Origin of the sequence: Streptomyces sp. NPDC053541 (assembly GCF_044544705.1) — a bacterium.
Classification (GTDB): Bacteria; Actinomycetota; Actinomycetes; order Streptomycetales; family Streptomycetaceae; genus Streptomyces.
Genome location: NZ_JBITXM010000006.1, coordinates 452,267 through 474,461 on the forward strand (window position 1 = coordinate 452,267; position 22,195 = coordinate 474,461).

Below are 22,195 nucleotides of genomic sequence, written 5' to 3' on the forward strand. Positions count from 1 at the left end.
CATCTTCTGTCCGGATTGATTTCAGCCGATTCCGGGTGCGTCGTCCGGCGGCACGCACGATGCTTGTCCCGTGATGGACGAGACGGAGTTCTGGGAGATCATCGACTCCACCCGGGAGCGCGCCGAGGGCGACCCGGAGGAGCACGCCGACCTGCTCGTGGAGCGCCTGTCCCGGCTCGACCCGGACTCCGTGGTGGACTTCGCCCGGCATTTCGAGGCCCGCTACAACCGCGCGTTCACCTGGGAGCTGTGGGGCGCGGCGGCGGTGCTGCTCGACGGGGCGCCGGACGACACCTTCGACTGGTTCCGCTGCTGGCTGATCGGCCAGGGGCGGGAGGTCTTCGAGGGCGCGGTGCACGATCCGGACGCGCTGGCGGAGCTGCTCGACGACTTCGATCCGGAGATCGACGGGGACGGTGAGGAGCTGGGCTTCGCGGCGGACGAGGCGTACGAGGGGCTGACCGGCGGCGAGACGCCGGAGCTGGGCATCACGCCGCAGGGCCCGGAGCCGCTGGGCACGCCCTTCGACCTGGAGGACGACGGCGTGCTCGCGGCCCGCTTCCCGCGGTTGTGGGCCCGGTTCGGCCCCGGGTAGCCCCACGGAAGGGTGCCGGGGCCGGACCGGGCGGTCGGTGCGCCGCCGGGCCGGGGGCCGGGATCAGAAGTGGGTGCCGCCGTCGATGCGGACCTCGGTGCCGGTGATGAAGGCGCCGTCCTCGGAGGCGAGCATCGCGACGACGCCGGCGACGGTCTCGGGGCCGGCGAAGCCCTGGCCGAGGGCGGGGGCGAGCTTGGCGAAGAGCGACCAGTCGGTGTCCTCGGGCAGGCCGGGGCCCTGGGACTGCTTGGAGGCGCCCGAGCCGTCGGTCATGCCGCTGGATATGGAGCCGGGCTGGACGGCGGTGAAGCGGATGCCCTGCTTGGCGTACTCGGCGGCGAGCGCGTGGGTCATGGACTGGATGCCGCCCTTGCTGGCCGCGTAGGCCGCCATGTAGGGGTGGGCGAACATCGCGGACGTCGAGGAGAAGTTGACGACGGCGGAGCCGTTGCCCTCCAGGAGGGCCGGGATGGCCTCGCGGATCACCAGGAAGGTGCCGGTGAGGTTGATCCGGAGGACCTGCTCGAAGGCGTCGAGGCTGGTCTCGTGGGTGTGCGAGGAGCGCAGGATGCCCGCCGCGTTGACCAGCACGTCCAGGCCGCCGAGGACCTCGACGGCGGCGGCGACGCCCGCGCGCACGGAGTCCTCGTCGCCGATGTTCACCACGAGGGTGGTGAGGCGGTCGGCGGCGTCGCCGGCCTTGGCGACGGTGTCCTTGAGGCCGTCCTCGCTGATGTCGGCGGCGACGACGCGGCCGCCCTCGGCCAGCATGCGCAGGACGGTGGCCTGGCCGATGCCGGAGCCGCCGCCGGTGACGAGTGCGCGGCGTCCCTCGTAACGGGTCAGCTGGTTCATGACGACAACCTCTCGATCTCACACGTTCCGGCTCATACGTTCCGGACTGATGCCACCGTACGCCTGACTGGCACGTTTTGCCACCCCTGCACAGCGTGCATTTCTGGCAGGCGCGGGCGTACGCTGGGGGCGTGAGCACCAAGCCCCCCTCCCTGACGGAGCGCCGCAAGGCCGCCACCCAGCTCGACATCGCCCGCGCGGCGGCCGAGCTGTTCACCGAGCGCGGGCCCGACGACACCACCGCCGAGGACATCGCCCAGCGGGCCGGGGTCGCCCTGCGCACCTTCTACCGCTACTTCCGCTCCAAGCAGGACGCCGTCGCCCCGCTGCTCGCGGGCGGCGCCGACCGCTGGCGCGCCGAGCTCGCCTCCGCCGGGCCGGACACCGCGCTGCCCACCGCCCTGGAGCGCTCCATCGCCGACTCCCTGGCCGCCGCGGACACCGAGGCCGAGGAGGGCCTGCGGTGGACCCGCGGGCTGCTGCGCGCGGCCGAGCACGACCCGGCGCTGCGCGCGGTCTGGTTCCGGGTCAACCAGGAGTCCGAGGACCGGCTGCGCACGGTCCTCGCCGGGCTGGCGGGCCCCGGCACCGACCCCCTGGAGGTGCGGCTCGCGGCCGCCGCGGCCACCGACGCGATCCGGCTCGCCCTGGAGACCTGGGCCGAGACCGACGCGCCGGTGCGCGGGCCGGGCTCGCCGGCCGAGCTCGCGGTGCGCTGCCTGCGCGAGCTCATGGGCGGGATGCGGCTGCTCGCGCCCCCGTCAGCCGAGCAGTGAGCGCCCCATCAGGACGTCGTCCACGAAGGCGCCGGCCAGCAGGAACTCGCCCGGCAGCACGCCCTCGACGGTGAAGCCCTCACTCTCGTAGAGCGCGCGGGCCGGGGCGTTGTGCCCGAGCACCCGGAGGGTGAGCCGGCGGGCCCCCTCGGCCCGGGCCCGGTCCGCCGCGGCCCGGAGCAGGGCGCGGGCCACGCCCCTGCCGCGGGCCGCCTCGGCGACGGCGAGGCCCTGGATCTGGCGGACGTGCGCGTGGCAGGCCAAGGGGGTGGGGGCGACGACCCGGACGTAGCCGAGCAGCGTCCCGTCCCGCTCGGCGACCAGGTAGTCCCCCGGCCGGTGCCGCTCGTCGAAGAAGGGGGCTTCCGGTGCCGGCCGGGGCTGCACGGCGTGCAGGGGCGACCAGGTCGCCCGGTCGAGCGCCGCCAGCGCGGGCTCGTCGGCGGCCACGGCGGTCCGCACCCGCGTCCGCGGGCCCTCCCGGTGCCCCGTCTCCTCCGGTTGTCGCGGTGTCTCGGGCACGCTCATGCGGGCCACTGTGCCATGGCCTCCCCCGGGCGGGGCAGGATGGCCGCATGAAGCGACAGACTCGCCGGCGCATCGCCGTCACCGGAGCGTCCGGGCTCATCGGCGCCGCCCTCGTGCGCTCCCTGCGCGCCGACGGCCACGAGGTCCTGCGGCTGGTGCGGCGGCCCGCCGTCACGGCCGACGAGGTGGAGTGGGACCCGGCCCGGCTGTACGTGGACGCCGCCGGCCTGGTCGGGGTCGACGCCGTGGTGCACCTGGCCGGCGCCGGCGTCGGCGAACGGCGCTGGACCGAGGCGTACAAGAAGGAGATCCGGGACAGCCGGGTGCTCGGCACCCGGGCGATCGCCGAGGCGCTCGCCTCGCTCGCCGACCCGCCCGAGGTGCTGGTCTGCGGCACGGCCCTCGGCTACTACGGCGACACCGGCACGCGCGCGGTGGACGAGAGCGCCCCGGCCGGCGAGGGCTTCCTGCCGGAGGTGTGCGTGGCCTGGGAGGCCGCGGCGGCGCCCGCCGAGGCGGCCGGGATCCGCGTCGCGTACGCCCGGACCGGTCTGGTGGTGGCCCGCGAGGGCGGCGCCTGGGGGCGGCTCTTCCCGCTGTTCCGGGCCGGGCTCGGCGGCAGGATGGGCGACGGGCGCCAGTACTGGAGCTTCATCGCGCTGCACGACGAGGTGGCGGCCCTGCGGCATCTGGTCGACACCCCGGCGGCCTCCGGCCCGGTGAACCTGACCGCGCCCGAGCCGGTCACCAACCGCGAGGTGACGGCGGCGATGGGGCGCGTGCTGCGCCGCCCGGCCCTCCTGCACGTGCCGGCACCCGCGCTGCGGGTGGTGCTCGGCGAGTTCGCCCGGGACGTGCTGGGCAGTCAGCGGGTGCTGCCCGGGCGCCTGTTGGAGACCGGCTTCGACTTCGCCTTCCCGACCATCGACGAGGCGGTCGGCGCCGCCGCCCGCTGACGCCACGTCAACTCCCCGCGTGCTCCCCCGTGCTGCGTGCACCCCGTCGCGCGCGGCTGCCCGCCGTGGGAGCGCTGCCTAGTCTCGTGCCGAACGAGGGCATTCCGGGGGCCCGTTGGGGGCATAGGCCTCCCACGAACCGCGCCGACCTGGGGAGGGGCACGTGCTCAACAACGCGGACGTCGTCGTCGTAGGAGCCGGGATCGCGGGTCTCGCGACCGCTCATCAGCTGACCGCGGCCGGTCTGTCGGTCACGGTCCTGGAGGCCGCGCCGCAGGTCGGCGGCAGGATGACGACCGACACCGTCGACGGCTTCCGGCTCGACCGGCTCGGGCCGCTGTTCACCGCGCCGGAGGTCGCGGGCGTGCCGCTGCGCCCGTTCGCCCCGGGGGTGCTCGTGCACAGCGACGGGCGCTGCGCCCGCTGGGGAGCGCCGCACACGCCGTGGGGGGCGGGCCCCTGGGGCACGGGGGGCGTACGGGGTCTGGGGGGAGCGCGCGGCATGGCGCGGGCCCTCGCCGGTGCCCCGCGGAACCCGGCGGTCTCGCTCGACCAGGCGCGCCTCGGCGCCTCGCTGGTGCGGCTGGCCACCACGCCGGCCCAGCGACTGCTGACCCGCACCGAGCGCACCGCCCGGGAGGCCCTGACGGCCCGGCTGCCCGCCCGCACCGTGCAGGGGGTGCTGCGCCCGCTGCTCGCCGCGCTGCTCGGCGACCCCGATCTGTCGACCTCCAGCCGGCGCGCCGACCTCGCGCTCCGGTCCTTCGCGCGGGGGCGGCTCGGGGTGCCGGAGGGAGGGTCGGGGGCGCTCGTGGCGCGGCTCGCGGCACAGCTGCCGCCGGGCACCGTCCGGACCGGCGTCCGGGTCACCGAGGCGTCGATCTCCCGGGTGACGACGGCGGAGCACGGCGTCTTCGGCTGCCGCGCGGTGGTCGTGGCGACCGACGGCCGGACGGCGGCGGAGCTGCTGCCGGGGCTGCGGGTGCCGGAGTACCACGCGGCGACCGTCCTCCACCACACGGCGCCGGCCGCCCCGACGGCCGATCCGGTGCTGCTCCTGGAGTCCGACCCGGGCGGGCCGGTGGCGCACACGGCGGTGATGAGCGCGGTGGACCCGCGCCGCGCGCCGGACGGCCGGGTCCTGATCACCTCGACGGTCCTCGGCACGCCGCCGGACGACACCGAGCGGCGGGTCCGCAAGCACCTGGCGACGCTGTACGGCACGTCCACCGACGACTGGGACCTGCTGGCCCTCCACCACACCCCCCGCGCCTTCCCGGCCCTGCGCCCGCCCTTCGACCCCGAGCGCCCGGTCCGCCTCCTGGCCGGCCTCTACGTCTGCGGCGCCCACCGCTCCACCGGCACCCCCCTCGGTGCCCTGACCTCGGCCCGCCGCACGGCGACGGCCCTCCTCGCCGACCTGGGCGTGCGGCCGGCGGCGCCGGAGCGGGGGGCGGAGGCGGCGTAGGCGGTTCCCTCGCGCCGGCCCCGCGCCCGCCGGGGCCGCGGGCCACCCGGCCGCGCCGGGCCGCCCGGGTCAGACCGGGCGCCTCCGGCTGCGCGCTAGCCCAGGGCCGCCACGCGATCGCGGTAGGTGCGGGCGGCCGGGGCGTCGCGGTACGGCTCCAGGCGGCGTTCGAAGTCGCGGACGTATTCCACCGCGCGGGCCGAGCGCATCTCGGCGGCCTGCTGGGCGGCCTCGGCGCCCAGCGCGCAGGCCTGGTCGAGTTCGCCGAGGGCGAGCCGGGCGGAGGCGAGGACCACCCGGCAGAAGAGGCGGCTGCGGGCGAAGCCGGGGGCGCGGAGCTGGAGGGCGCGTTCGGCGTGCTGGGCGGCGGCGCGGTACTGCTGGAGGTCGCGGTGGCAGTGCCCGAACTCGTCGGCGAGCTGTGCCTCGTCGAAGGAGCGCGCCCAGTAGGGCACCTCGTCGCCGGGCCGGGCCGCCTCCAGGGCCCGTTCGGCGCGGGCCAGGGCGGCGCCGCAGGCCCGGGAGTCGCCGAGGACGGCGTGCCCGCGGGCCTCGACCGAGTGGAGCAGGGCCTGGACGACCGGCGGGGCGGCGGCCCCGACGCCCTGCTGGGCGACCCGGGCGAGCTGCACGGCCTCGCGGCCGTGCCCGAGGTAGACGGCCTGGTGGCTCATGGTGATGAGGACGTACGAGCCGTAGGCCCGGTCCCCGGCGGCCTGGGCGAGCCGCAGCGCCTGGACGAAGTAGCGCTGGGCGAGGCCGTGCGCGGCGATGTCGTACGAGGTCCAGCCGGCCAGCCGGGTGAGGTCGGCGGCGGCGCCGAACAGCCGGCGCCCGACGCCCTCCCCGTACGTGCCCCGCAGCATCGGCTCGGCCTCGTGCTCCAGGTAGCGCACCAGCGCCTGGCGGGCGTGGCCGCCGCCGTAGGCGTGGTCGAGGGTGCGGAAGAGCTCGGCGACGGAGCGCAGGGCCGCGATGTCGCCGCTGGACACCCGCTGGCCGGGGCCCCGGTCCGTACCGCGCTGGCGGGGCACGGAGTAGCGGCCCTGGAGCGGCACCCGCGGGTCCTGCGCGGCGGCGGAGCCGGGGCGGCCGGCGGCGGGGGCGGGCTCGCCGCGCGCGACCCGCTCGTCGGCGCGGCCGATCAGCCAGTCGCGGCTGGGCACGACCAGGCCGGCCGGGGTGAACGCGATCTTCCGCAGCTCGGCGTGGCTGCCGGAGTCCTTGCGCCACAGGCCGCTGACGATGTCCACGGCCTCCTCGGGCGTGGCGGCGAACTCCAGGCCCGCGTAGACCGGCGCGCAGGCGTCCAGGCCGAGGTCCTGCGCGGAGAGCCGGCGGCCCAGGCGGCGGGTGAAGACCTCCGCGATCAGCGCCGGCGTGGTGCCGCGCGGCTGCTGCCCGCGCAACCACCGGGTGACCGAGGTCTTGTCGTACCGGAGGTCGAGGCCGTGCTCCAGGCCGAGCTGGTCCACCCGTCTGGCGAGACCCGCGTTGGAGAAGCCCGCCTCGGCGATGAGCGCGGCGAGCTGGCGGTTCGGGATGCGCTGCGAGGGTCGTTCCGTCATCAGCTGTGCGGTCTCCTGCCTTCCGGGCCCGGGGTGGCAGCCCGTATGGACCCTCGTGGCCCTCATGGAACGGCGTGAATTTAGCGGCAGTCACGGCCATTACCACCACCTTCGCCCCACATTCATCCGATCGTGTGAGGATTGGCTGTCCGCTGACGTGGGGCTCGGGGGCCGGCGTAGAAGCTGCTCGCCCCGACGCCGGAGGGGTGCTCGCGCACCTGCCGGAGGCCGTTCGGGCGCGCCGCCGTACAGTGGCATGGGCGCGAATGACGCATGGTGCCGAGCCGGCTCCCGCCCCCGGGACGATCCCCGGGAACCCGGCCCGCGGCACCCAGGAGGAGGCATGGCCGTGAGTGAGCTGCGATTCGTCCGTCTGGGCTTCGGCGACGACGCCGTGGACTACCGGGTGGCCTGGGACAAGCAGCGCGAGGTGCACGCCGCGCGGTTCGCCGACGAGATCGAGGACACCTGTCTGCTCCTGGAGCATCCGCCCGTGTACACGGCGGGCCGGCGCACCGAGGACAGCGAGCGGCCGCTGGACGGCACGCCCGTCGTGGACGTCGACCGCGGCGGCAAGATCACCTGGCACGGGCCCGGCCAGCTGGTGGGCTACCCGATCATGAAGCTGCCCCGGCCGGTCGACGTGGTCGCCCACGTCCGCCGCCTGGAGGAGGCGCTGATCCGCACCGCCGCCGAGTTCGGTCTGGAGACCACCCGGATCGAGGGCCGCAGCGGCGTCTGGGTGCTCGGCGACCCGGTCGAGCAGCGCCCGGCGCTCGGCGGCCTGTCGCTCGACTTCGACCCTCGGCTGACCGACAGCGAGTTCGACCCCCGGCTCAACGGCCCCGAGTACGCCCCGTCCAACGCCGGCCAGCGCCGCGAGGACCGCAAGCTCGCCGCCATCGGCATCCGGGTCGCCAAGGGCGTCACCATGCACGGCTTCTCGTTCAACGTGAACCCCGACAACACCTGGTTCGACCGGATCATCCCCTGCGGCATCCGCGACGCGGGCGTGGCCTCGCTCGCGAACGAGCTCGGCCGGGACGTCACGATCGAGGAGGTGCTCCCGGTCGTGGAGCGGCACCTGCGGGACGTGATGGCCGAAGCGGTGCTCAAGCCGCGCGAGATCGAGCGCGAGACGATCCCGCACGAGGCGCCCCGGCGCGAGACGGAACGGGCCTCGGCCTGAGGAATGCGCACCCATGGCCACGGGTTGGCCAAGGGTGAAGGCATGAGAACCAACGGGCGTACCCTGGTGGACGCCGAAGAATCGAAGCTACAGGAGCCGATGTGTCCGCAGTCGCACCCGACGGACGCAAGATGCTGCGCCTGGAGGTCCGGAACGCCCAGACCCCCATCGAGCGCAAGCCCGAGTGGATCAAGACCCGCGCGAAGATGGGCCCGGAGTACAACAAGCTCCAGGGGCTGGTGAAGAGCGAGGGACTGCACACGGTCTGCCAGGAGGCGGGCTGTCCCAACATCTTCGAGTGCTGGGAGGACCGCGAGGCCACCTTCCTCATCGGCGGTGACCAGTGCACCCGCCGCTGCGACTTCTGCCAGATCGACACCGGCAAGCCGGAGGCCCTGGACCGCGACGAGCCGCGCCGGGTCGGCGAGTCCGTCGTCACCATGGACCTGAACTACGCCACCATCACCGGCGTCGCCCGCGACGACCTGGAGGACGGCGGCGCCTGGCTGTACGCGGAGACCGTGCGCCAGATCCACCAGCAGACCGCGGAGCGCGCCGCCGGCCGCACCAAGGTCGAGCTGCTGGCCCCCGACTTCAACGCGGTGCCGGAGCTCCTCCGCGAGGTCTTCGACTCCCGCCCCGAGGTCTTCGCGCACAACGTCGAGACCGTGCCGCGGATCTTCAAGCGGATCCGCCCCGGCTTCCGCTACGAGCGCTCCCTGGACGTCCTCACCCAGGCGCGGGACTACGGTCTGGTCACGAAGTCCAACCTGATCCTGGGCATGGGCGAGACCCGCGAGGAGATCAGCGAGGCGCTGCGCCAGCTGCACGAGGCCGGCTGCGAGCTGATCACCATCACGCAGTACCTGCGCCCCTCCGTCCGGCACCACCCCGTGGAGCGCTGGGTCAAGCCCGACGAGTTCGTGGAGCTGAAGGAGGAGGCCGAGCAGATCGGCTTCTCCGGTGTGATGTCGGGCCCGCTGGTCCGTTCCTCCTACCGGGCCGGCCGCCTCTACCAGCAGGCCATCGAGCGCCGCGGCGCGGTCGACAACGCCACGCAGGCGGTCTGAGACACCGGGGCGCCGCACCGCGGGCCCCCGGCCCTCGCCCGCTCCCGTCCGGGGCCCGTACGCAGCCGCGTACGGGCCCCGGCGGCCTTCCGGGCCGCGCGCGTCAGGCTTTCATCAGTGTTTGACCCCCGGGTCATGCCCTGGTAACACCGTTCTGTGAGGCTGTACTCACTCACCGCCACCGAGCGTTCACGGAGGCCCTCGCCCATGCAGGCCGCGCACATCCGAGCCAACGCCCTCCCGACCGTCACCGGCGCCCTGCGCGCCGTCGAGTCCGTGCTGCTCTCCCGCGGGCAGCGCACCGCCCGGCGCAACGCCTGGACCTCGGTCCTGGAGGACCGCCGCCGCGCCAAGGACCGGGTCGAGGCGCAGCACGTCCTGGAGGCCGTGGAGGGGCGCGCGTCCCGGGGCACGTAAACTTCAGGACATGGCGAGGAAGGCAAACACGGGCGGCGCTGACGCCGCGAACCCCGGGCGACTGAAGCAGATCGCCCTCACGTACAAGATGACCCGGAAGGCCGACCCGAAGGTCGGTCTCGTCGTCGCGGGCGTGGGCATCGTCGTACTCGGTGTCCTCCTCGCGATCGGCTTCCTGATCGGTCACCCCGTCTACCTGGGCATCCTCGGCTTCGTGCTGGCGTTCCTGGCGATGGCGATCGTCTTCGGCCGGCGTGCCGAGAAGGCGGCCTTCGGGCAGATGGAGGGCCAGCCGGGCGCGGCCGCGGCGGTGCTGCAGAACATCGGGCGCGGCTGGACCGTGACCCCGGCGGTGGCGATGAACCGCAACCAGGACGTGGTGCACCGCGCGGTCGGCCGCCAGGGCATCGTGCTGGTCGGCGAGGGCAACCCGAACCGGCTGAAGACGCTGCTCGCGGCCGAGAAGAAGAAGATGGCCCGGATCGTGGTGGACGTCCCGGTGACGGACATCCTCGTCGGCAACGACGAGGAGGCGGGCCAGGTCCCGCTGAAGAAGATCCGCACCAAGATGCTGAAGCTGCCGCGACTGCTGTCCGGCCCGCAGGTGACGGCGGCCAACGACCGGCTGCGGGCGATGGGCGACCTGATGAGCAACATGCCGCTGCCGAAGGGCCCGATGCCGAAGGGCATGCGGATGCCGCGCGGCGGGAAGATGCGCTGACGCGCCGAGCACACATGCCGAAGGGCGCCCCGGACCTGGTCGGTCCGGGGCGCCCTTCGGCATCTCGCCGTCACACCGTGCGGGGGCGGGTCAGATCCTGACCTGGACGGCGCCGGAGAAGCGGTCGTGCAGGCCGCGGCCGTCGCGGTCCCAGATCAGGGCCGGGATGGCGAGGCAGACCAGGACCGAGCGGAGCGCCGCCCGCAGCGGGTTCAGCCGGCCCCCGCGCGCGGAGACGACCCGCAGCCGGAAGAGCAGCTTGCCGGGGGTGGCGCCGACGGTGCCGACCGTGAGCGCGCTCATGACCAGCAGGATCACCAGCGCCCAGTTGCCGGTCGCCTGGTCGTAGCCGTGCGTGATGAGGCCGTATGCGATCAGCATGCAGAGGGCCCAGTCGACGGCGAGGGCGCCGAGGCGGCGGCCGGGGCGCGCGATGGAGCCGGGGCCCTCCTCGGGCAGGCCGAGCTGCTGCCCGCGGTAACCGAAGTCCACGCCCGCTTCTTCGGCGGCGGCGCGGGGGCCGGAGAGCCATGATCCGAGTGCTTGCCTGTTGTCCACCCGACCACGGTACTGCGCCCGTTTTTGATCACTTCGGCCCGGGTGGCCGGGACGCCGGGGATCCGGCGCGCGAGCGGAGCACGAGCGCGGAGCGCCCGGGAAGCGCACCCGCCCCGGTTAACTTCGACGAAACAAATGGGTCATGCTTGAGAAATCCCGTCTGCCTATGGTCGGGTCCAGCGTGAGCCACCGCACTGGCCCCACGACCGAGCTGCAACCCCGCCCCTCCCCGGGCCGGGAGTAGGAGGAGTTGGATGTTCCAGAACGCCGACGAGGCCAAGAAGTTCATTCAGGACAATGACGTCAAGATGGTCGACGTCCGGTTCTGCGACCTTCCGGGCGTGATGCAGCACTTCACGATCCCGGCGACGGCGTTCGACCCGTCCGAGGAGCTGGCCTTCGACGGCTCGTCGATCCGCGGCTTCCAGGCCATCCACGAGTCGGACATGGCCCTGCGCGCCGACCTGTCGACGGCCCGCCTGGACCCGTTCCGCCGCGACAAGACGCTGAACATCAACTTCTTCATCCACGACCCGATCACGGGCGAGCAGTACAGCCGTGACCCGCGCAACATCGCGAAGAAGGCGGAGGCGTACCTGGCCTCCACCGGCATCGCCGACACCGCGTACTTCGGCCCCGAGGCCGAGTTCTACGTGTTCGACTCGGTCCGCTTCGAGACCTCCGCGAACCAGGGCTTCTACCACATCGACTCCGAGGCCGGCGCCTGGAACACCGGCAAGGAGGAGGACAACCGGGGCTACAAGGTCCGCTACAAGGGCGGCTACTTCCCGGCCCCGCCGGTCGACCACTTCGCCGACCTGCGCGCCGAGATGTCCCTGGAGCTGGAGAAGGTCGGCCTGCAGGTCGAGCGCCAGCACCACGAGGTGGGCACCGCCGGCCAGGCGGAGATCAACTACAAGTTCAACACGCTGCTCGCCGCGGCCGACGACCTGATGCTGTTCAAGTACATCATCAAGAACGTCGCCTGGCGCAACGGCAAGACCGCGACCTTCATGCCGAAGCCGATCTTCGGCGACAACGGCTCGGGCATGCACGTCCACCAGTCGCTGTGGTCGAACGGCGACCCGCTGTTCTACGACGAGGCCGGATACGCGGGCCTGTCGGACACCGCCCGCTACTACATCGGCGGCATCCTGAAGCACGCCCCGTCGCTGCTCGCCTTCACCAACCCGACGGTGAACTCCTACCACCGCCTGGTGCCGGGCTTCGAGGCCCCGATCAACCTGGTCTACTCGCAGCGCAACCGCTCCGCCGCGATGCGCATCCCGATCACGGGCTCGAACCCGAAGGCCAAGCGCGTCGAGTTCCGCGCGCCGGACCCGTCCTCGAACCCGTACCTCGCCTTCTCCGCGCTCCTCCTCGCGGGCCTCGACGGCGTCAAGAACAAGATCGAGCCGGCCGAGCCGATCGACAAGGACCTGTACGAGCTCGCTCCCGAGGAGCACGCGAACGTCGCCCAGGTCCCGACCAACCTGGAGTCCGTCCTCCGCGCCCTGGAGGAGGACAACGAGTACCTGCAGGCCGGTGGCGTCTTCACCTCCGACCTGATCGAGACCTGGATCGACTACAAGCGCACCCACGAGATCGCGCCGATCCAGCTCCGCCCGCACCCGCACGAGTTCGAGCTGTACTTCGACCTCTAAGCCGGCTGTTCCGGCGAGGCCCGTCGTCCCCTTCCGGGGGCGGCGGGCCTCGCCGTTTCCGGGGCTCGGGGTCAGCGGCCGAAGCGGATCAGGGCGCGGACCATGCGGCAGGTGGTGTCGGACGGCGGGTGGATGCCGAGCTGGCCGGCGGTGGCGCGTATCTTCGCGTTCGTCGCCCGCGAGGGCAGGTAGACGCCCGCGTCGAGCAGGGCGATGGCGAGGCGCATGGCCTTCAGCCGGCGGTTGTGCGTGACGTACCACTCGCGGGGGCGGCCCGCGGGGAGCGGCTTCTTCTGCAGCGGCTTCCAGGGTTCGAGGGACGGTGTCCGGATCATGGCGACAGCCATGGGCGACCTCCTGGCGAACGGTGGGTGCGGGCCCTCCCCGGGACCCTCACCTTCACCCCCGATTTTAGTGGCCCCCACTGACAATCGCCCCTGGCCAGACGCGTCTTGAGGGGGTGGGGAAAGGTGGTGCGAGGGGGGTTTGAAGGTACGTTGGAGGGCATGGAGATCTGGATCAATCCCGCCTGTTCCAAGTGCCGCGGCGCGCTGACCCTGCTGGACGCCGAGGGCGCCGACTACACCGTGCGCCGCTACCTGGAGGACGTGCCCTCGCCGGACGAGATCCGCGCCGTCCTGGAGCGGCTCGGCCTGGAGCCGTGGGACATCACCCGCACCCAGGAGGCGGCCGCCAAGGAGCTGGGCCTCAAGGACTGGCCGCGGGACGCGGCGCACCGGGACCGCTGGGTGACGGCGCTGGCCGAGCACCCGAAGTTGATCCAGCGTCCGATCATCACCGCCGACGACGGCACGGCCGTGGTGGCCCGCTCCGAGGAGGCGGTGCGGGACGCGCTGTCCCGCTGAGCCTGGGGTCGGCGGCCCGGACCCGGGCCGCACCGCGGTGCGGCCCTCCCCTCCCGCGTCGGTGGCCGGCGGGCGGGCCTCACACCACGGCGACCGCCTCGGGCCCCGGCGCGGTCCCGGTCTCCGCGCCGGTCGTCGCCGCGGCCTCCGCCGCCGCCAGGATCTCGGTCAGCCGGGCCCCGAAGCGCACGTCGCAGGGGTGCGGGCGGCCGGTGCGGGCGGCTTCCAGGAGGGCGTCGACCGCCGCCTGGAAGGCGTCGAGGGCGCCGTCCCAGTACGGCATGACGGCCTTGCCCCGCTCGCCGTGGACCGAGAGGGCGGCCTCGGAGGCGGCCTGCGGGGCGCTGAGCGTGAGGGTGGCGGTGCTGCTCGCGCCGGAGGTGTGGCGCAGCGTCAGATGGCGGGTGTCCGCCCGGCCGGCGACGCAGCTGACGGAGGTGACGTCACCGAGGAGCGGCAGGAAGACGGAGAGGACGTGCGGGCCGACGTCCCACAGGCCGCCCTTCTCGCGCCGCCAGGGCGAGGCGGCGTAGGCACTGTCGGCGTCGGGCGAGAACAGCGCGCCCAGCCAGTGCGCCTCGCCGAGGAACCAGCCGCCCACGGCGGCCTGTTCCTCTGTCCACCGGGCGGTGGGCGGGGCGAAGCGGAGGGTGCAGAAGACGATGGAGGCCACCCCGGCGCCCGTGACGGCGTCGGCGAGCGCGCGGGCCGTCTCGGCCGAGGTCGTCACCGGCTTGTCGAGGATGACGTGGCAGCCGGCCGCGGCGGCCCGGGCGGCCAGCGGGGCCTGGACGTCCGGCGGCAGCGCGAGCGCGACCGCGTCGCTGGCGTCGAACAGCGCGTCCACGTCCTCGAAGGCCTTCGTGCCGTACGCGGCGGCGAGGGCGGCGGCGGCCTCGGGCCGTCTGCCCCAGACCCCGCTGAACTCCACGTCCGGATGCGCCGCGAGCGCGGGGGCGTGGGTGCGCTCGGCCCAGGGGCCGGTGCCGAGGAGTCCGATGCGGAAGGGGGTGCCGGGAAGCTTCGTCATGCCGACCAGTCTGCCGGTCGACGCCCCGCCCCGGCTCCGGGATCCCCCTGATCCGTCCCCGGCCCGGCCCGGAGCGCACGCCCGGGGCGCACGGCTCCCGCTCCCCCCCCAGCCGCCGGTCTCCCCCCGGGTCCCCGCCTCCCGGCCCGTACGTATACGGCGGCGCCGTCGGCCTCGTGCCCGGGCGCACGGCCCGCCGGGAAAACGGAGGAAGGCTGAGTAACACGGGGTTCACAAACGGGCAACCGACGGGAAATCCCGTGTTGCGAAGCTGCGCACGACGCAGACACCGCCGCCACCGCAGCTCTCGCGACGTCGCGAGCCGCCGCCGACCGCGGAGCACCCGCAGCACGCCAAAGGATGAGGCCCCGTGACCTTCAAGGCTGAGTACATCTGGATCGACGGCACCGAGCCGACCGCCAAGCTCCGTTCCAAGACGAAGATCATTCCCGGTGCGGTCCTGCCGCTGGAGGAGCTGCCGATCTGGGGCTTCGACGGTTCCAGCACCAACCAGGCCAAGGGTCACGCCTCGGACCGCGTGCTCAAGCCGGTCTTCTCCTGCCCGGACCCGATCCGCGGCGGCGACGACATCCTCGTGCTGTGCGAGGTCCTGAACACGGACATGACGCCGCACGAGTCCAACACCCGCGCCGCGCTGGCCGAGGTCTACGCGAAGTACGCCGCCCAGGAGCCGATCTTCGGCATCGAGCAGGAGTACACCTTCTTCGACGGCGAGCGCCCGCTCGGCTTCCCGGTCGGCGGCTTCCCGGCCCCGCAGGGCGGCTACTACTGCGGCGTCGGCGCGGACGAGATCTTCGGCCGTGACGTCGTCGAGGCGCACCTGGAGAACTGCCTGAAGGCGGGTCTGGGCATCTCCGGCATCAACGCCGAGGTCATGCCGGGCCAGTGGGAGTTCCAGGTCGGCCCGCTCGCGCCGCTGGACGTCGCCGACCAGCTGTGGGTGGCCCGCTGGCTGCTCTACCGCACGGCCGAGGACTTCAACGTCTCCGCGACCCTGGACCCGAAGCCGGTGAAGGGCGACTGGAACGGTGCCGGCGCGCACACCAACTTCTCCACGAAGGCGATGCGCGAGGGCTACGACGCGATCATCACCGCGTGCGAGGCGCTGGGCGAGGGCTCGAAGCCGCTCGACCACGTCAAGAACTACGGCGCCGGCATCGACGACCGCCTGACCGGTCTGCACGAGACCGCCCCGTGGGACCAGTACTCCTACGGCGTGTCCGACCGCGGCGCCTCGGTCCGCATCCCGTGGCAGGTCGAGCAGGACCGCAAGGGCTACATCGAGGACCGCCGTCCGAACGCGAACGTGGACCCGTACACGGTGACCCGCCTCCTGGTGGACACCTGCTGCGCGGCCCTGGAGAAGGCCGGCCAGGTCTGATCCGTACCGGCCCGGTCCGGAACGCCCGGAGGGGGCCCCGCCGTCGAACGACGGTGGGGCCCCTTCGCGTTGGGGCGGCGGCCCGGTGGCCCGCGATGTGACGCATCCGGTGCTCCGGGGGGTGCTCAGCGCATTTCCCTCCTGGTTTAATAGGGATATGGCCGCCATGCAGAACGACACCGCGAAGGGTCACCACGACCTCGAGCCGTTCTGGCCTTCCCGCCAGCACCACGACTTCGACCGGTGCTGTCGGCGCGTGAGGAACGCGTCGGCCCTCTAAAGCCCCCGGAGCGATCTCCGGCCCCCGGCCTTCGGCCGCCGCGCAATGACGTACGACGCCTTCGTCCCGTCCGTCCGTGACTCGCGCGAAAAGAGCTGAGCCCTCATGGCCCACACCCACACCGCCGCCACCGCCACCGCCGCTCCCCTGAACCCGGCGCTGACCGCACCGCGCCCGCGCCTGCGCGCCGTGGCGCCCGACGAGGTCGCCGGGCTCGCCCGGGTGGCCGACTTCCTGCCGCCGGGCGCCACCCTGCTGCCGGCGCCCCCGCACACGCTGCCCGCGCTGCCCGGCCGTCCGCCGATGGTCGGCTATCTGGTGCTGCTCCCCGCCGACCAGCAGCAGGCCGCCCCGGCCGCCACCACCACGGAGACGGGGCCGGTGACCATCGACGGGGTGCAGCGGATCGCCCGGGTCGACGGGCGGGCGCTCGACCTGACGTATCTGGAGTTCGAGCTCCTCGCCCATCTCGTCGCCCACCCGCACCGGGTGCACACGCGCGACCAGCTGGTGACCACGGTGTGGGGGTACGGGCACGTGGGCGACGGCCGGACCGTCGACGTGCACGTGGCCCGGCTGCGCCGCAAGCTGGGCGCCGAGCACCGCCACACGATCCAGACCGTGCGGCGGGTCGGCTACAAGTACACGCCCTGATCAGTCCGCCGGCCGGGCTCCCGGTCGCGTGGTCGGCCTCGCCCGGGCGAGCAGCGCCAGGGCGAGGTCGACGGCCAGGAACGCCACCAGGCTGAGGCCGAGCAGCGGCACGAACCAGCCCAGCAGCGCCGTGCCCGCCAGCAGCGGGAGCAGCGTCGCCGGCGGGACCCGGCGCCAGGTGCCGCGGGCGACCGGACGGCCCGGCCGGCGCAGCCACCACATGCGGTAGCCCCAGACGACCAGCAGGATCAGGGCGAGCGCGAGGGCGGCCAGCGCCAGCTGGTTGAACAGGCCGAGGTAGAGGCCCATGTGGGCGTCGATACCGATCCGGGTGAGCTTCGCGAGCAACGGGTAGTCCGCGAAGCGCAGTTCGTCGAGGACGGTGCCGTCGGCCGGGTCCAGGGCGACCGAGTCCAGCTCCGCCGGGAACTGCTTGTCGGTCTCCTTGACCACGTAGCCGCTGCCCTCGGCGGGCAGGACGACCGCGATCGACGGGCTGTCGATCCCGGCCGCGCGGGCCGCCGCGACCGCCCGGTCGAGGCCGATGTCCGCGCCCGCCGGAGCGGCCTGGGAGGGGGCCGGGTGGTGGCCGGCGCCGTGCCCGGCGTGCTCGCCGCCCCCGCCGGCTCCCGTGCCGGAGGTGACGGTCGCGGAGAGCTTCGGGGTCGCGCCGCCGAGCCGGTCCTGGACGCCGCCGATGTTCTCGCCCGCGTACCGCGACCAGGTCAGTCCGGTCGCGGACAGCGCCACGAGACCGGCCGCCGCCCACAGGCCGACGGCGCCGTGCCAGGAGAGGGTGCGGCGGCGGGACTTCGGCCCGCCCTCGGGCAGCAGGAGCGAGCGGCGCGAGCGGCGGCGCCGCCCCACCCAGAGCAGCACGCCGCCGAGCGCCACCACCCACAGCCAACTGGCGGCCAGTTCGCTGTAGTTGCGGCCGAGCTCGCCGAGGTGCAGATCGACGTGGAGGCCGGAGACCCAGGTGCGCAGCGGCAGCGCGCCGGAGCTTCCGTAGCTGGGCAGCTCCCCGCGTATCGCGGCGGTGTACGGGTCGACGAACACGCCCATGGAGGTGCCCTCGGGCGCCTCCGGGTCGGCCATCAGCACGCGCGTGGTGGCGCCGGGTTCGGCGCCGGGCCACACCGCCGTCACGGTGCCGCCGGGGCGGGCGGCGCGGGCCGCGGCGACCTGGCGCTCCAGGGGCAGCGCGGTGGCGCCCTCGGGCACCGGGACCTCGAGCTCGTGGGCGTACACCAGCTTCTCGGCCGGGACGGCGAGCGCGTACAGGAGGCCGCTGACGGCCGCCACGAGGAGGAACGGGGCGACGAGCACGCCCGCGAAGAAGTGCAGCCGCAGCACGAGCGGCCGCAGCGCGGCCCAGCCGCGCGCCCGGCCGGAGGCGGATGCCGGATTCGGGTCCGGGTCGGAGGTCGGGGCCGGATCGGAGGTCTGGGTCTGGGTCGGAGTGGGCGCAGCCGTCGCCGGTCGGTCCGGTTCCGGGCGTGCGAGGTCGTCGAGTGTCATGACGGTCCTGAGGGTCGTCGACCCGGCGGACGGCTCCGGGCCCGCGGAGGCACGGCGGCACCGTGGACGGCGCGCGTGACGCGGCACGGCCCGGCCGTACGGCACGGGTCGGGTGTCGACAAGGGAAGACGACCCTCGTCGATCACGTCGGACCGATCACGTCGGACCGATCACGTGGGACGGATCCGTACGGATCGGTCCGCTCGGACCGGTCCGTTCGGGCGGTCACGTCAGACGTGGGCTCCGAGGGCCGTGGCGCGGGGTGCGGGCGGGGACGGCGGACCGCGGCGGGAGACGGTGTGGGCGAGGAGGACGCCCCTCGGGCGCCGGGTCCGGCGGGCCGGGCGCAGCGGACGGCGGGCGCGCGACGGGGCGGGGACGCGGACGCGTACGGCGGCGAGCAGCAGCCGCAGCGGAACGGCGGCGCGGGCGCCGGCCGTCCGGGCGAGGGCGAACAGGGCGGCCTCGCCCCGGGCCAGCCAGAGTCCGCAGGCCAGCGCGGCGAGCAGGTGCGCGGCGAGCATCCCGGCGCCCGAGCCCGAGCCCGTGCCCGAGCCCGAGCCCATGGTCGCGCCGGTCAGGTGTGCCGTGTCCGCCGTGTGGGTCATGCCCGGCATCGCGGCCATCGGGTCCGCGCCGGCCGGTCCGGGGCGCTCCCCCGCACCGAGGATCAGGTGCAGGACGCCCTGGACGGCGGTGAGGCCGGACGCGACGGCGACGGGCCCGCGCCGGCGGCCGGCGGCGGACCAGGCGAGGGCCGCGGTCACCGCGAGGGCGGTGAGGAGCGAGGAGGGCGGCACCGGGTGGGCAGACATGGACGAATGCCCCACCGCAGCCAATGTCACGCACACCACCGCGAAGAGTGCGGCACGGAGGGCGCGCAGCGGCGACCGGGGGTGCGTCATGGTGCCCCCATGCTGTCACTCCTCCCGCGCGCACGGGAGACCGCCTCCCGGCCACGGGCCGCCGTTCCCGGAGCCGCTCCGCACCCCATCGGTTACGGTGCACAGGAAAAGCGCGAATTGCGAAGTGCGCCGCTTCGTACGGGTCCGGAGGAGTCGACGCATGCCCGCCATCCCCGCCACCACCGTCGCCAACCTCCGTGACCTCGGGTCGCTTCCACTCGGTCCGGGGCGCAGCGTGCGGGAGGGTCTGGTGTTCCGGTCCGGGCAGCTGGACCGGCTCGATCCGGCGGACACGGCGGTGGGCACGCTCGGGATCCGCACGGTGGTCGACCTGCGGACCGCGGGCGAGCGGGCCGAGCGGCCCGACCGGGTGCCGCCGGGCGGGCGGCTCGTGGTGGCCGACGTGCTGGCCGACTTCCTGGCGACCAGCGGGCTGCCGCCGGCCGCGCGCCTGAAGACCCTGCTGTCGGATCCGGCGCTGGCGGAGGAGCACCTGGGCGGGGGCCGGGCGCAGGCCGCGTTCACGCGCACGTACCGGGCCTTCGTGACCACGGAGTCGGCCCGTGCCTCGTACCGTGCCCTGCTCACCGAGCTCGGCGATCCCGCGGCCGGTCCGCTGCTCTTCCACTGCACGGCGGGCAAGGACCGCACGGGGTGGGCGGCCACCGTCGTGCTGTCGCTGCTCGGCGCGGACGAGCGGACCGTGATGGGCGAGTACCTGGCGGTCAATCCGGGGGTGCGGGAGGCCTTCGCGCCGCTGATCGAGGGGTTCACGGCGCAGGGCGGCGACCCGGACCTGGCTCTCGCGCTCATCGGGGTGGTGCCGGAGTACCTGGAGGCGGCCCTGGACGAGGTGGCCGTCCGGCACGGCTCGATGGAGAAGTACGTACGCGAGGGGCTCGGCGTGCCCGACGAGGTGGTCGACGTCCTGCGCGAGCGCCTGACCGCGCACGCCGCCTGACCGCGCACGCCGTCCGACCCCGTACGCGGCCCGACCCCGTACGCGGACCGGATCCGCGCCTCCCGCCCCCGGCCGCCGGCCGCCCGGTCACCGCGCCCCGCGCGCGCTCCCGCGTGACCCGTTCGGGGGACGCCGGCCGGGGTGACCATCGCACCATTCGCTCGTTCTGCTGAAGGTGAGCACCCAGGAATCCGAGGAACTCGCCCCTTCCCCCGCCCCCGGCTCCCCCGGTCCCGCGGTCCCCGGTCCGGTCGACGTCGAGCAGGCCGAGGCCGCGCTCGTCGAGCACTATCCGCGGCTCGTCCGGATCGCCTATCTGGTGCTTCCGCCCTCGCTCGGGCGCAACCGCCGGGTGCTGACCGCGCACGCGCTGGTGCAGCGCTCGCTGCCGCGCCGCCGGACCTCGGGCGCGGACGCCGGGGCGGTGCCGGGGGCGCGCCGGGCGGCGGACGAGGACGCGGTCGACCCGGGGTACGCCTACGTCCGGGGCGAGGTGCTGCGGCAGGCGCTGGTCGCGGGGCTGCCCTTGCGCCGCCGGGCGCTGCCGCGGCGGGCGCAGCTGCCGCCGCTGCTGCCGCAGGTGTGGGGGCTGCGGGTGTTCCCGCGGGCCGGTGGCGCCGACGAACTCGCCCTGGACCAGCGGCTGTCCGCGCTGTCCGGGGCGGGCCGGGCGGCCTACGTGCTGCGCGGTCTGGAGCGGCAGGGCGACCCGGAGGTGCTGCGGGTGCTCGGCGCGGCCGGGGTGGCGGACCCGCGGGCGGCGCTCGCGGAGGCGGACGGAGTCGAGGCGCAGTACGTGCTCCTGGAGTCGCCGGAGTTCGACCCCTGTTCGCTGCAGGCGCGGCCGACGGACCTGATGCGGCGGCGCCAGCACGGCCGGGCGGCGCTCGCGGCGGCCGCGGCGGTGGTGGTGTGCGGGGCGCTGCTCGGACTGCCGGGCGACGGGTGGGGGAGAAACGGTGCTGCGGCCCCCTCGTACGCCCGCAATCCGGCCGCCGAGGCGGCGCTCGACCCGGCGGGCGTGAAGCGGGTGGGGGCGGCCGAGTGGCGGGTCTCGCCGCGCACCGACTTCTCGGTGTGGCCGGCCCGCGGCGGGCTGACCGGGGACACGGCGCTGCTGCGCCGGGCGCTGGCGGTGTGGGCCCGGCCGGGGCCGACCGTGCGGGCCTCGGCGACGCCGGGCACGCCGCCGGGGCCGCCGATGGGCTCGCCGCAGCTGCTGTTCGCGGGCGAGGTGGACGCGAACCGGGTGGTGGTCTTCCACGACGGGCTGCGGGTGGTGCGGTACGCGGAGCCGGTCGGCGACACCAGTGGCGCGGTGCTCGACTTCGCGCGTACGGACGGGGCGGACGCGGTGGGTTCGGCGGCGCTCGTGGTGTCCCGGGCCGGGGGCAACGTCCGCTATCTGACGGCACCTTGGGTGCGGGAGGCGGCGGTGCGGGACCTGCTCCTGCCGGACAAGGCGCCGCGGGTGCTGACCCGGGACCCAGCGGGGGTGACCGAGCCGATTCCGAGTCCGGTGACGGCGGCGGGCTGCACCCGCTGGACCGCGCTCCAGCTGCGCGACGAGACGGGGCCGCGGCTCTTCACCGACCTGGGCGAACTGGCCCCGGCCCGGCTGACCTCCGGCCCGCCCGGGCGCCCGGCCGACGTCACGGGCGCGGCGGCGCGCGGACAGTGGGCGCGGATCGCGTGCGGGCTGCCGGCGCTGGCCTCGCACGGGGTGCGGACGGTCAACTCCTGGGCGTACGCGCGCCAGTCGCTGCCCGAGGACGCGGGGCGCGCCGAGTGGTGGTGCGTGCGGGGCGAGACCTGGCGGGGCACCGGGAGCCGGAGCGTGGCCCTGTTCCGGGCGCCGGGCGCGACCGGCCCGGCGGCGCCGGCCGCCCGCTCGGAGGGCACCCCGGCCTGCGGGCCGAAGGATCCACGGGTGCTCGCGGGTGTGGTGTGGCAGGCGCGGAGCGGGCAGTGGTACGTGCTCGCGGCGGGCTCGCCGGACTTCGCGTCGCTGACCCTGACGGGCGGGGTGAAGGCCCGCTCGGAGGGACCGTTGCTGGCGGTCAAGGCGGCGGCCGGAAGTCGCGCCGACCTCGTCGGGACGCTCGCGGACGGCCGGCGGGTGAGCGCCCTGCGCTGACCCGCCGGCTCGACCGCCGGGTCCTCCTCCCCCGACTCACGGGATGCGCGGGAGCCGGGGGAGGTGACAAG

At 74.7% G+C, this 22,195-nt stretch carries 22 protein-coding genes; 14 read left to right on the forward strand and 8 right to left on the reverse strand.

Annotated features, from left to right (window positions below; genetic code table 11):
* Positions 1-73 precede the first annotated feature (73 nt).
* Complete coding sequence (locus ACIGW2_RS18485) at positions 74-595, forward strand: DUF4240 domain-containing protein (RefSeq protein ID WP_361587304.1); 522 nt, start codon at positions 74-76, stop codon at positions 593-595.
* Between the two features lie 63 nt (positions 596-658).
* Here the strand turns inward: ACIGW2_RS18485 and ACIGW2_RS18490 are convergent, their stop codons facing one another.
* Positions 659-1,453, reverse strand: coding sequence for an SDR family NAD(P)-dependent oxidoreductase (locus tag ACIGW2_RS18490; RefSeq protein ID WP_391654476.1), 795 nt, complete (start codon positions 1,451-1,453; stop codon positions 659-661).
* 131 nt (positions 1,454-1,584) lie between these two features.
* Here ACIGW2_RS18490 and ACIGW2_RS18495 point away from each other — a divergent pair, with 131 nt between their 5' ends.
* Positions 1,585-2,229, forward strand: a complete 645-nt coding sequence (locus tag ACIGW2_RS18495) for a TetR/AcrR family transcriptional regulator (protein WP_391654475.1) — start codon at positions 1,585-1,587, stop codon at positions 2,227-2,229.
* Here the strand turns inward: ACIGW2_RS18495 and ACIGW2_RS18500 are convergent.
* Positions 2,215-2,757 (reverse strand): GNAT family N-acetyltransferase, encoded by a 543-nt coding sequence (locus ACIGW2_RS18500; RefSeq protein ID WP_391654474.1) that lies wholly within the window; start codon positions 2,755-2,757, stop codon positions 2,215-2,217. The genes ACIGW2_RS18495 and ACIGW2_RS18500 overlap by 15 nt on opposite strands.
* A 47-nt stretch (positions 2,758-2,804) precedes the next feature.
* Here ACIGW2_RS18500 and ACIGW2_RS18505 point away from each other — a divergent pair, with 47 nt between their 5' ends.
* Positions 2,805-3,713: a TIGR01777 family oxidoreductase gene (locus ACIGW2_RS18505; RefSeq protein ID WP_391654473.1), complete on the forward strand. Its 909-nt coding sequence runs from the start codon at positions 2,805-2,807 to the stop codon at positions 3,711-3,713.
* A gap of 163 nt (positions 3,714-3,876) precedes the next feature.
* Positions 3,877-5,181, forward strand: coding sequence for an NAD(P)/FAD-dependent oxidoreductase (locus ACIGW2_RS18510; RefSeq protein WP_391654471.1), 1,305 nt, complete (start codon positions 3,877-3,879; stop codon positions 5,179-5,181).
* 95 nt (positions 5,182-5,276) lie between these two features.
* On the opposite strand, the gene ACIGW2_RS18515 is transcribed toward ACIGW2_RS18510, so the two are convergent.
* Complete coding sequence (locus ACIGW2_RS18515) at positions 5,277-6,749, reverse strand: regulator (RefSeq protein WP_391654470.1); 1,473 nt, start codon at positions 6,747-6,749, stop codon at positions 5,277-5,279.
* Positions 6,750-7,098: 349 nt separating this feature from the next.
* Here ACIGW2_RS18515 and lipB point away from each other — a divergent pair, with 349 nt between their 5' ends.
* From lipB to ACIGW2_RS18535, 4 genes are all read left to right on the forward strand, one after another.
* Positions 7,099-7,938: a lipoyl(octanoyl) transferase LipB gene (gene lipB / locus ACIGW2_RS18520; RefSeq protein ID WP_361587178.1), complete on the forward strand. Its 840-nt coding sequence runs from the start codon at positions 7,099-7,101 to the stop codon at positions 7,936-7,938.
* A 101-nt stretch (positions 7,939-8,039) separates the two neighbouring features.
* Positions 8,040-9,008, forward strand: a complete 969-nt coding sequence (gene lipA, locus ACIGW2_RS18525; protein WP_356070491.1) for a lipoyl synthase — start codon at positions 8,040-8,042, stop codon at positions 9,006-9,008.
* A gap of 207 nt (positions 9,009-9,215) precedes the next feature.
* Entirely contained in the window at positions 9,216-9,425 is a 210-nt protein-coding gene (locus ACIGW2_RS18530; protein ID WP_356070493.1) for a hypothetical protein, read from the forward strand.
* A gap of 10 nt (positions 9,426-9,435) precedes the next feature.
* Positions 9,436-10,146 carry a DUF4191 domain-containing protein gene (locus ACIGW2_RS18535; protein WP_356070496.1) on the forward strand — a complete coding sequence of 237 codons (711 nt, stop codon included), beginning with the start codon at positions 9,436-9,438 and terminating at the stop codon, positions 10,144-10,146.
* Positions 10,147-10,236: 90 nt separating this feature from the next.
* On the opposite strand, the gene ACIGW2_RS18540 is transcribed toward ACIGW2_RS18535, so the two are convergent.
* Entirely contained in the window at positions 10,237-10,704 is a 468-nt protein-coding gene (locus ACIGW2_RS18540; protein WP_361587182.1) for an RDD family protein, read from the reverse strand.
* A gap of 254 nt (positions 10,705-10,958) precedes the next feature.
* On the opposite strand from ACIGW2_RS18540, the gene glnA reads away from it, so the two are divergent.
* On the forward strand, positions 10,959-12,368 hold the full coding sequence (gene glnA / locus ACIGW2_RS18545) for a type I glutamate--ammonia ligase (RefSeq protein ID WP_356070502.1): 1,410 nt from the start codon (positions 10,959-10,961) through the stop codon (positions 12,366-12,368).
* Between the two features lie 71 nt (positions 12,369-12,439).
* Here the strand turns inward: glnA and ACIGW2_RS18550 are convergent, their stop codons facing one another.
* Entirely contained in the window at positions 12,440-12,715 is a 276-nt protein-coding gene (locus tag ACIGW2_RS18550) for a hypothetical protein (RefSeq protein ID WP_361587186.1), read from the reverse strand.
* Positions 12,716-12,874: 159 nt separating this feature from the next.
* Between ACIGW2_RS18550 and ACIGW2_RS18555 the strand changes: the two genes are divergently transcribed.
* Positions 12,875-13,234, forward strand: coding sequence for an arsenate reductase family protein (locus ACIGW2_RS18555; RefSeq protein ID WP_361587189.1), 360 nt, complete (start codon positions 12,875-12,877; stop codon positions 13,232-13,234).
* 79 nt (positions 13,235-13,313) lie between these two features.
* Here ACIGW2_RS18555 and ACIGW2_RS18560 read toward each other — a convergent pair whose 3' ends face one another.
* The gene (locus ACIGW2_RS18560) at positions 13,314-14,264 is read right to left on the reverse strand and encodes a Gfo/Idh/MocA family protein (protein ID WP_391654468.1); all 951 of its coding nucleotides are present in this window, start codon (positions 14,262-14,264) and stop codon (positions 13,314-13,316) included.
* 370 nt (positions 14,265-14,634) lie between these two features.
* On the opposite strand from ACIGW2_RS18560, the gene glnII reads away from it, so the two are divergent.
* Positions 14,635-15,666: a glutamine synthetase gene (gene glnII, locus ACIGW2_RS18565; protein ID WP_361587195.1), complete on the forward strand. Its 1,032-nt coding sequence runs from the start codon at positions 14,635-14,637 to the stop codon at positions 15,664-15,666.
* Between the two features lie 385 nt (positions 15,667-16,051).
* Complete coding sequence (locus ACIGW2_RS18570) at positions 16,052-16,600, forward strand: winged helix-turn-helix domain-containing protein (RefSeq protein WP_361587197.1); 549 nt, start codon at positions 16,052-16,054, stop codon at positions 16,598-16,600.
* Here ACIGW2_RS18570 and ACIGW2_RS18575 read toward each other — a convergent pair whose 3' ends face one another.
* Together ACIGW2_RS18575 and ACIGW2_RS18580 are read right to left on the reverse strand one after the other, a co-directional pair.
* Positions 16,601-18,121: a PepSY domain-containing protein gene (locus ACIGW2_RS18575; protein WP_399844478.1), complete on the reverse strand. Its 1,521-nt coding sequence runs from the start codon at positions 18,119-18,121 to the stop codon at positions 16,601-16,603.
* A 230-nt stretch (positions 18,122-18,351) separates the two neighbouring features.
* Positions 18,352-18,936 carry a hypothetical protein gene (locus tag ACIGW2_RS18580; RefSeq protein ID WP_399844480.1) on the reverse strand — a complete coding sequence of 195 codons (585 nt, stop codon included), beginning with the start codon at positions 18,934-18,936 and terminating at the stop codon, positions 18,352-18,354.
* 250 nt (positions 18,937-19,186) lie between these two features.
* Between ACIGW2_RS18580 and ACIGW2_RS18585 the strand changes: the two genes are divergently transcribed.
* Positions 19,187-19,987, forward strand: coding sequence for a tyrosine-protein phosphatase (locus tag ACIGW2_RS18585; protein ID WP_399844482.1), 801 nt, complete (start codon positions 19,187-19,189; stop codon positions 19,985-19,987).
* Between the two features lie 175 nt (positions 19,988-20,162).
* Complete coding sequence (locus ACIGW2_RS18590; protein ID WP_399844484.1) at positions 20,163-22,124, forward strand: hypothetical protein; 1,962 nt, start codon at positions 20,163-20,165, stop codon at positions 22,122-22,124.
* Positions 22,125-22,195: the final 71 nt, after the last annotated feature.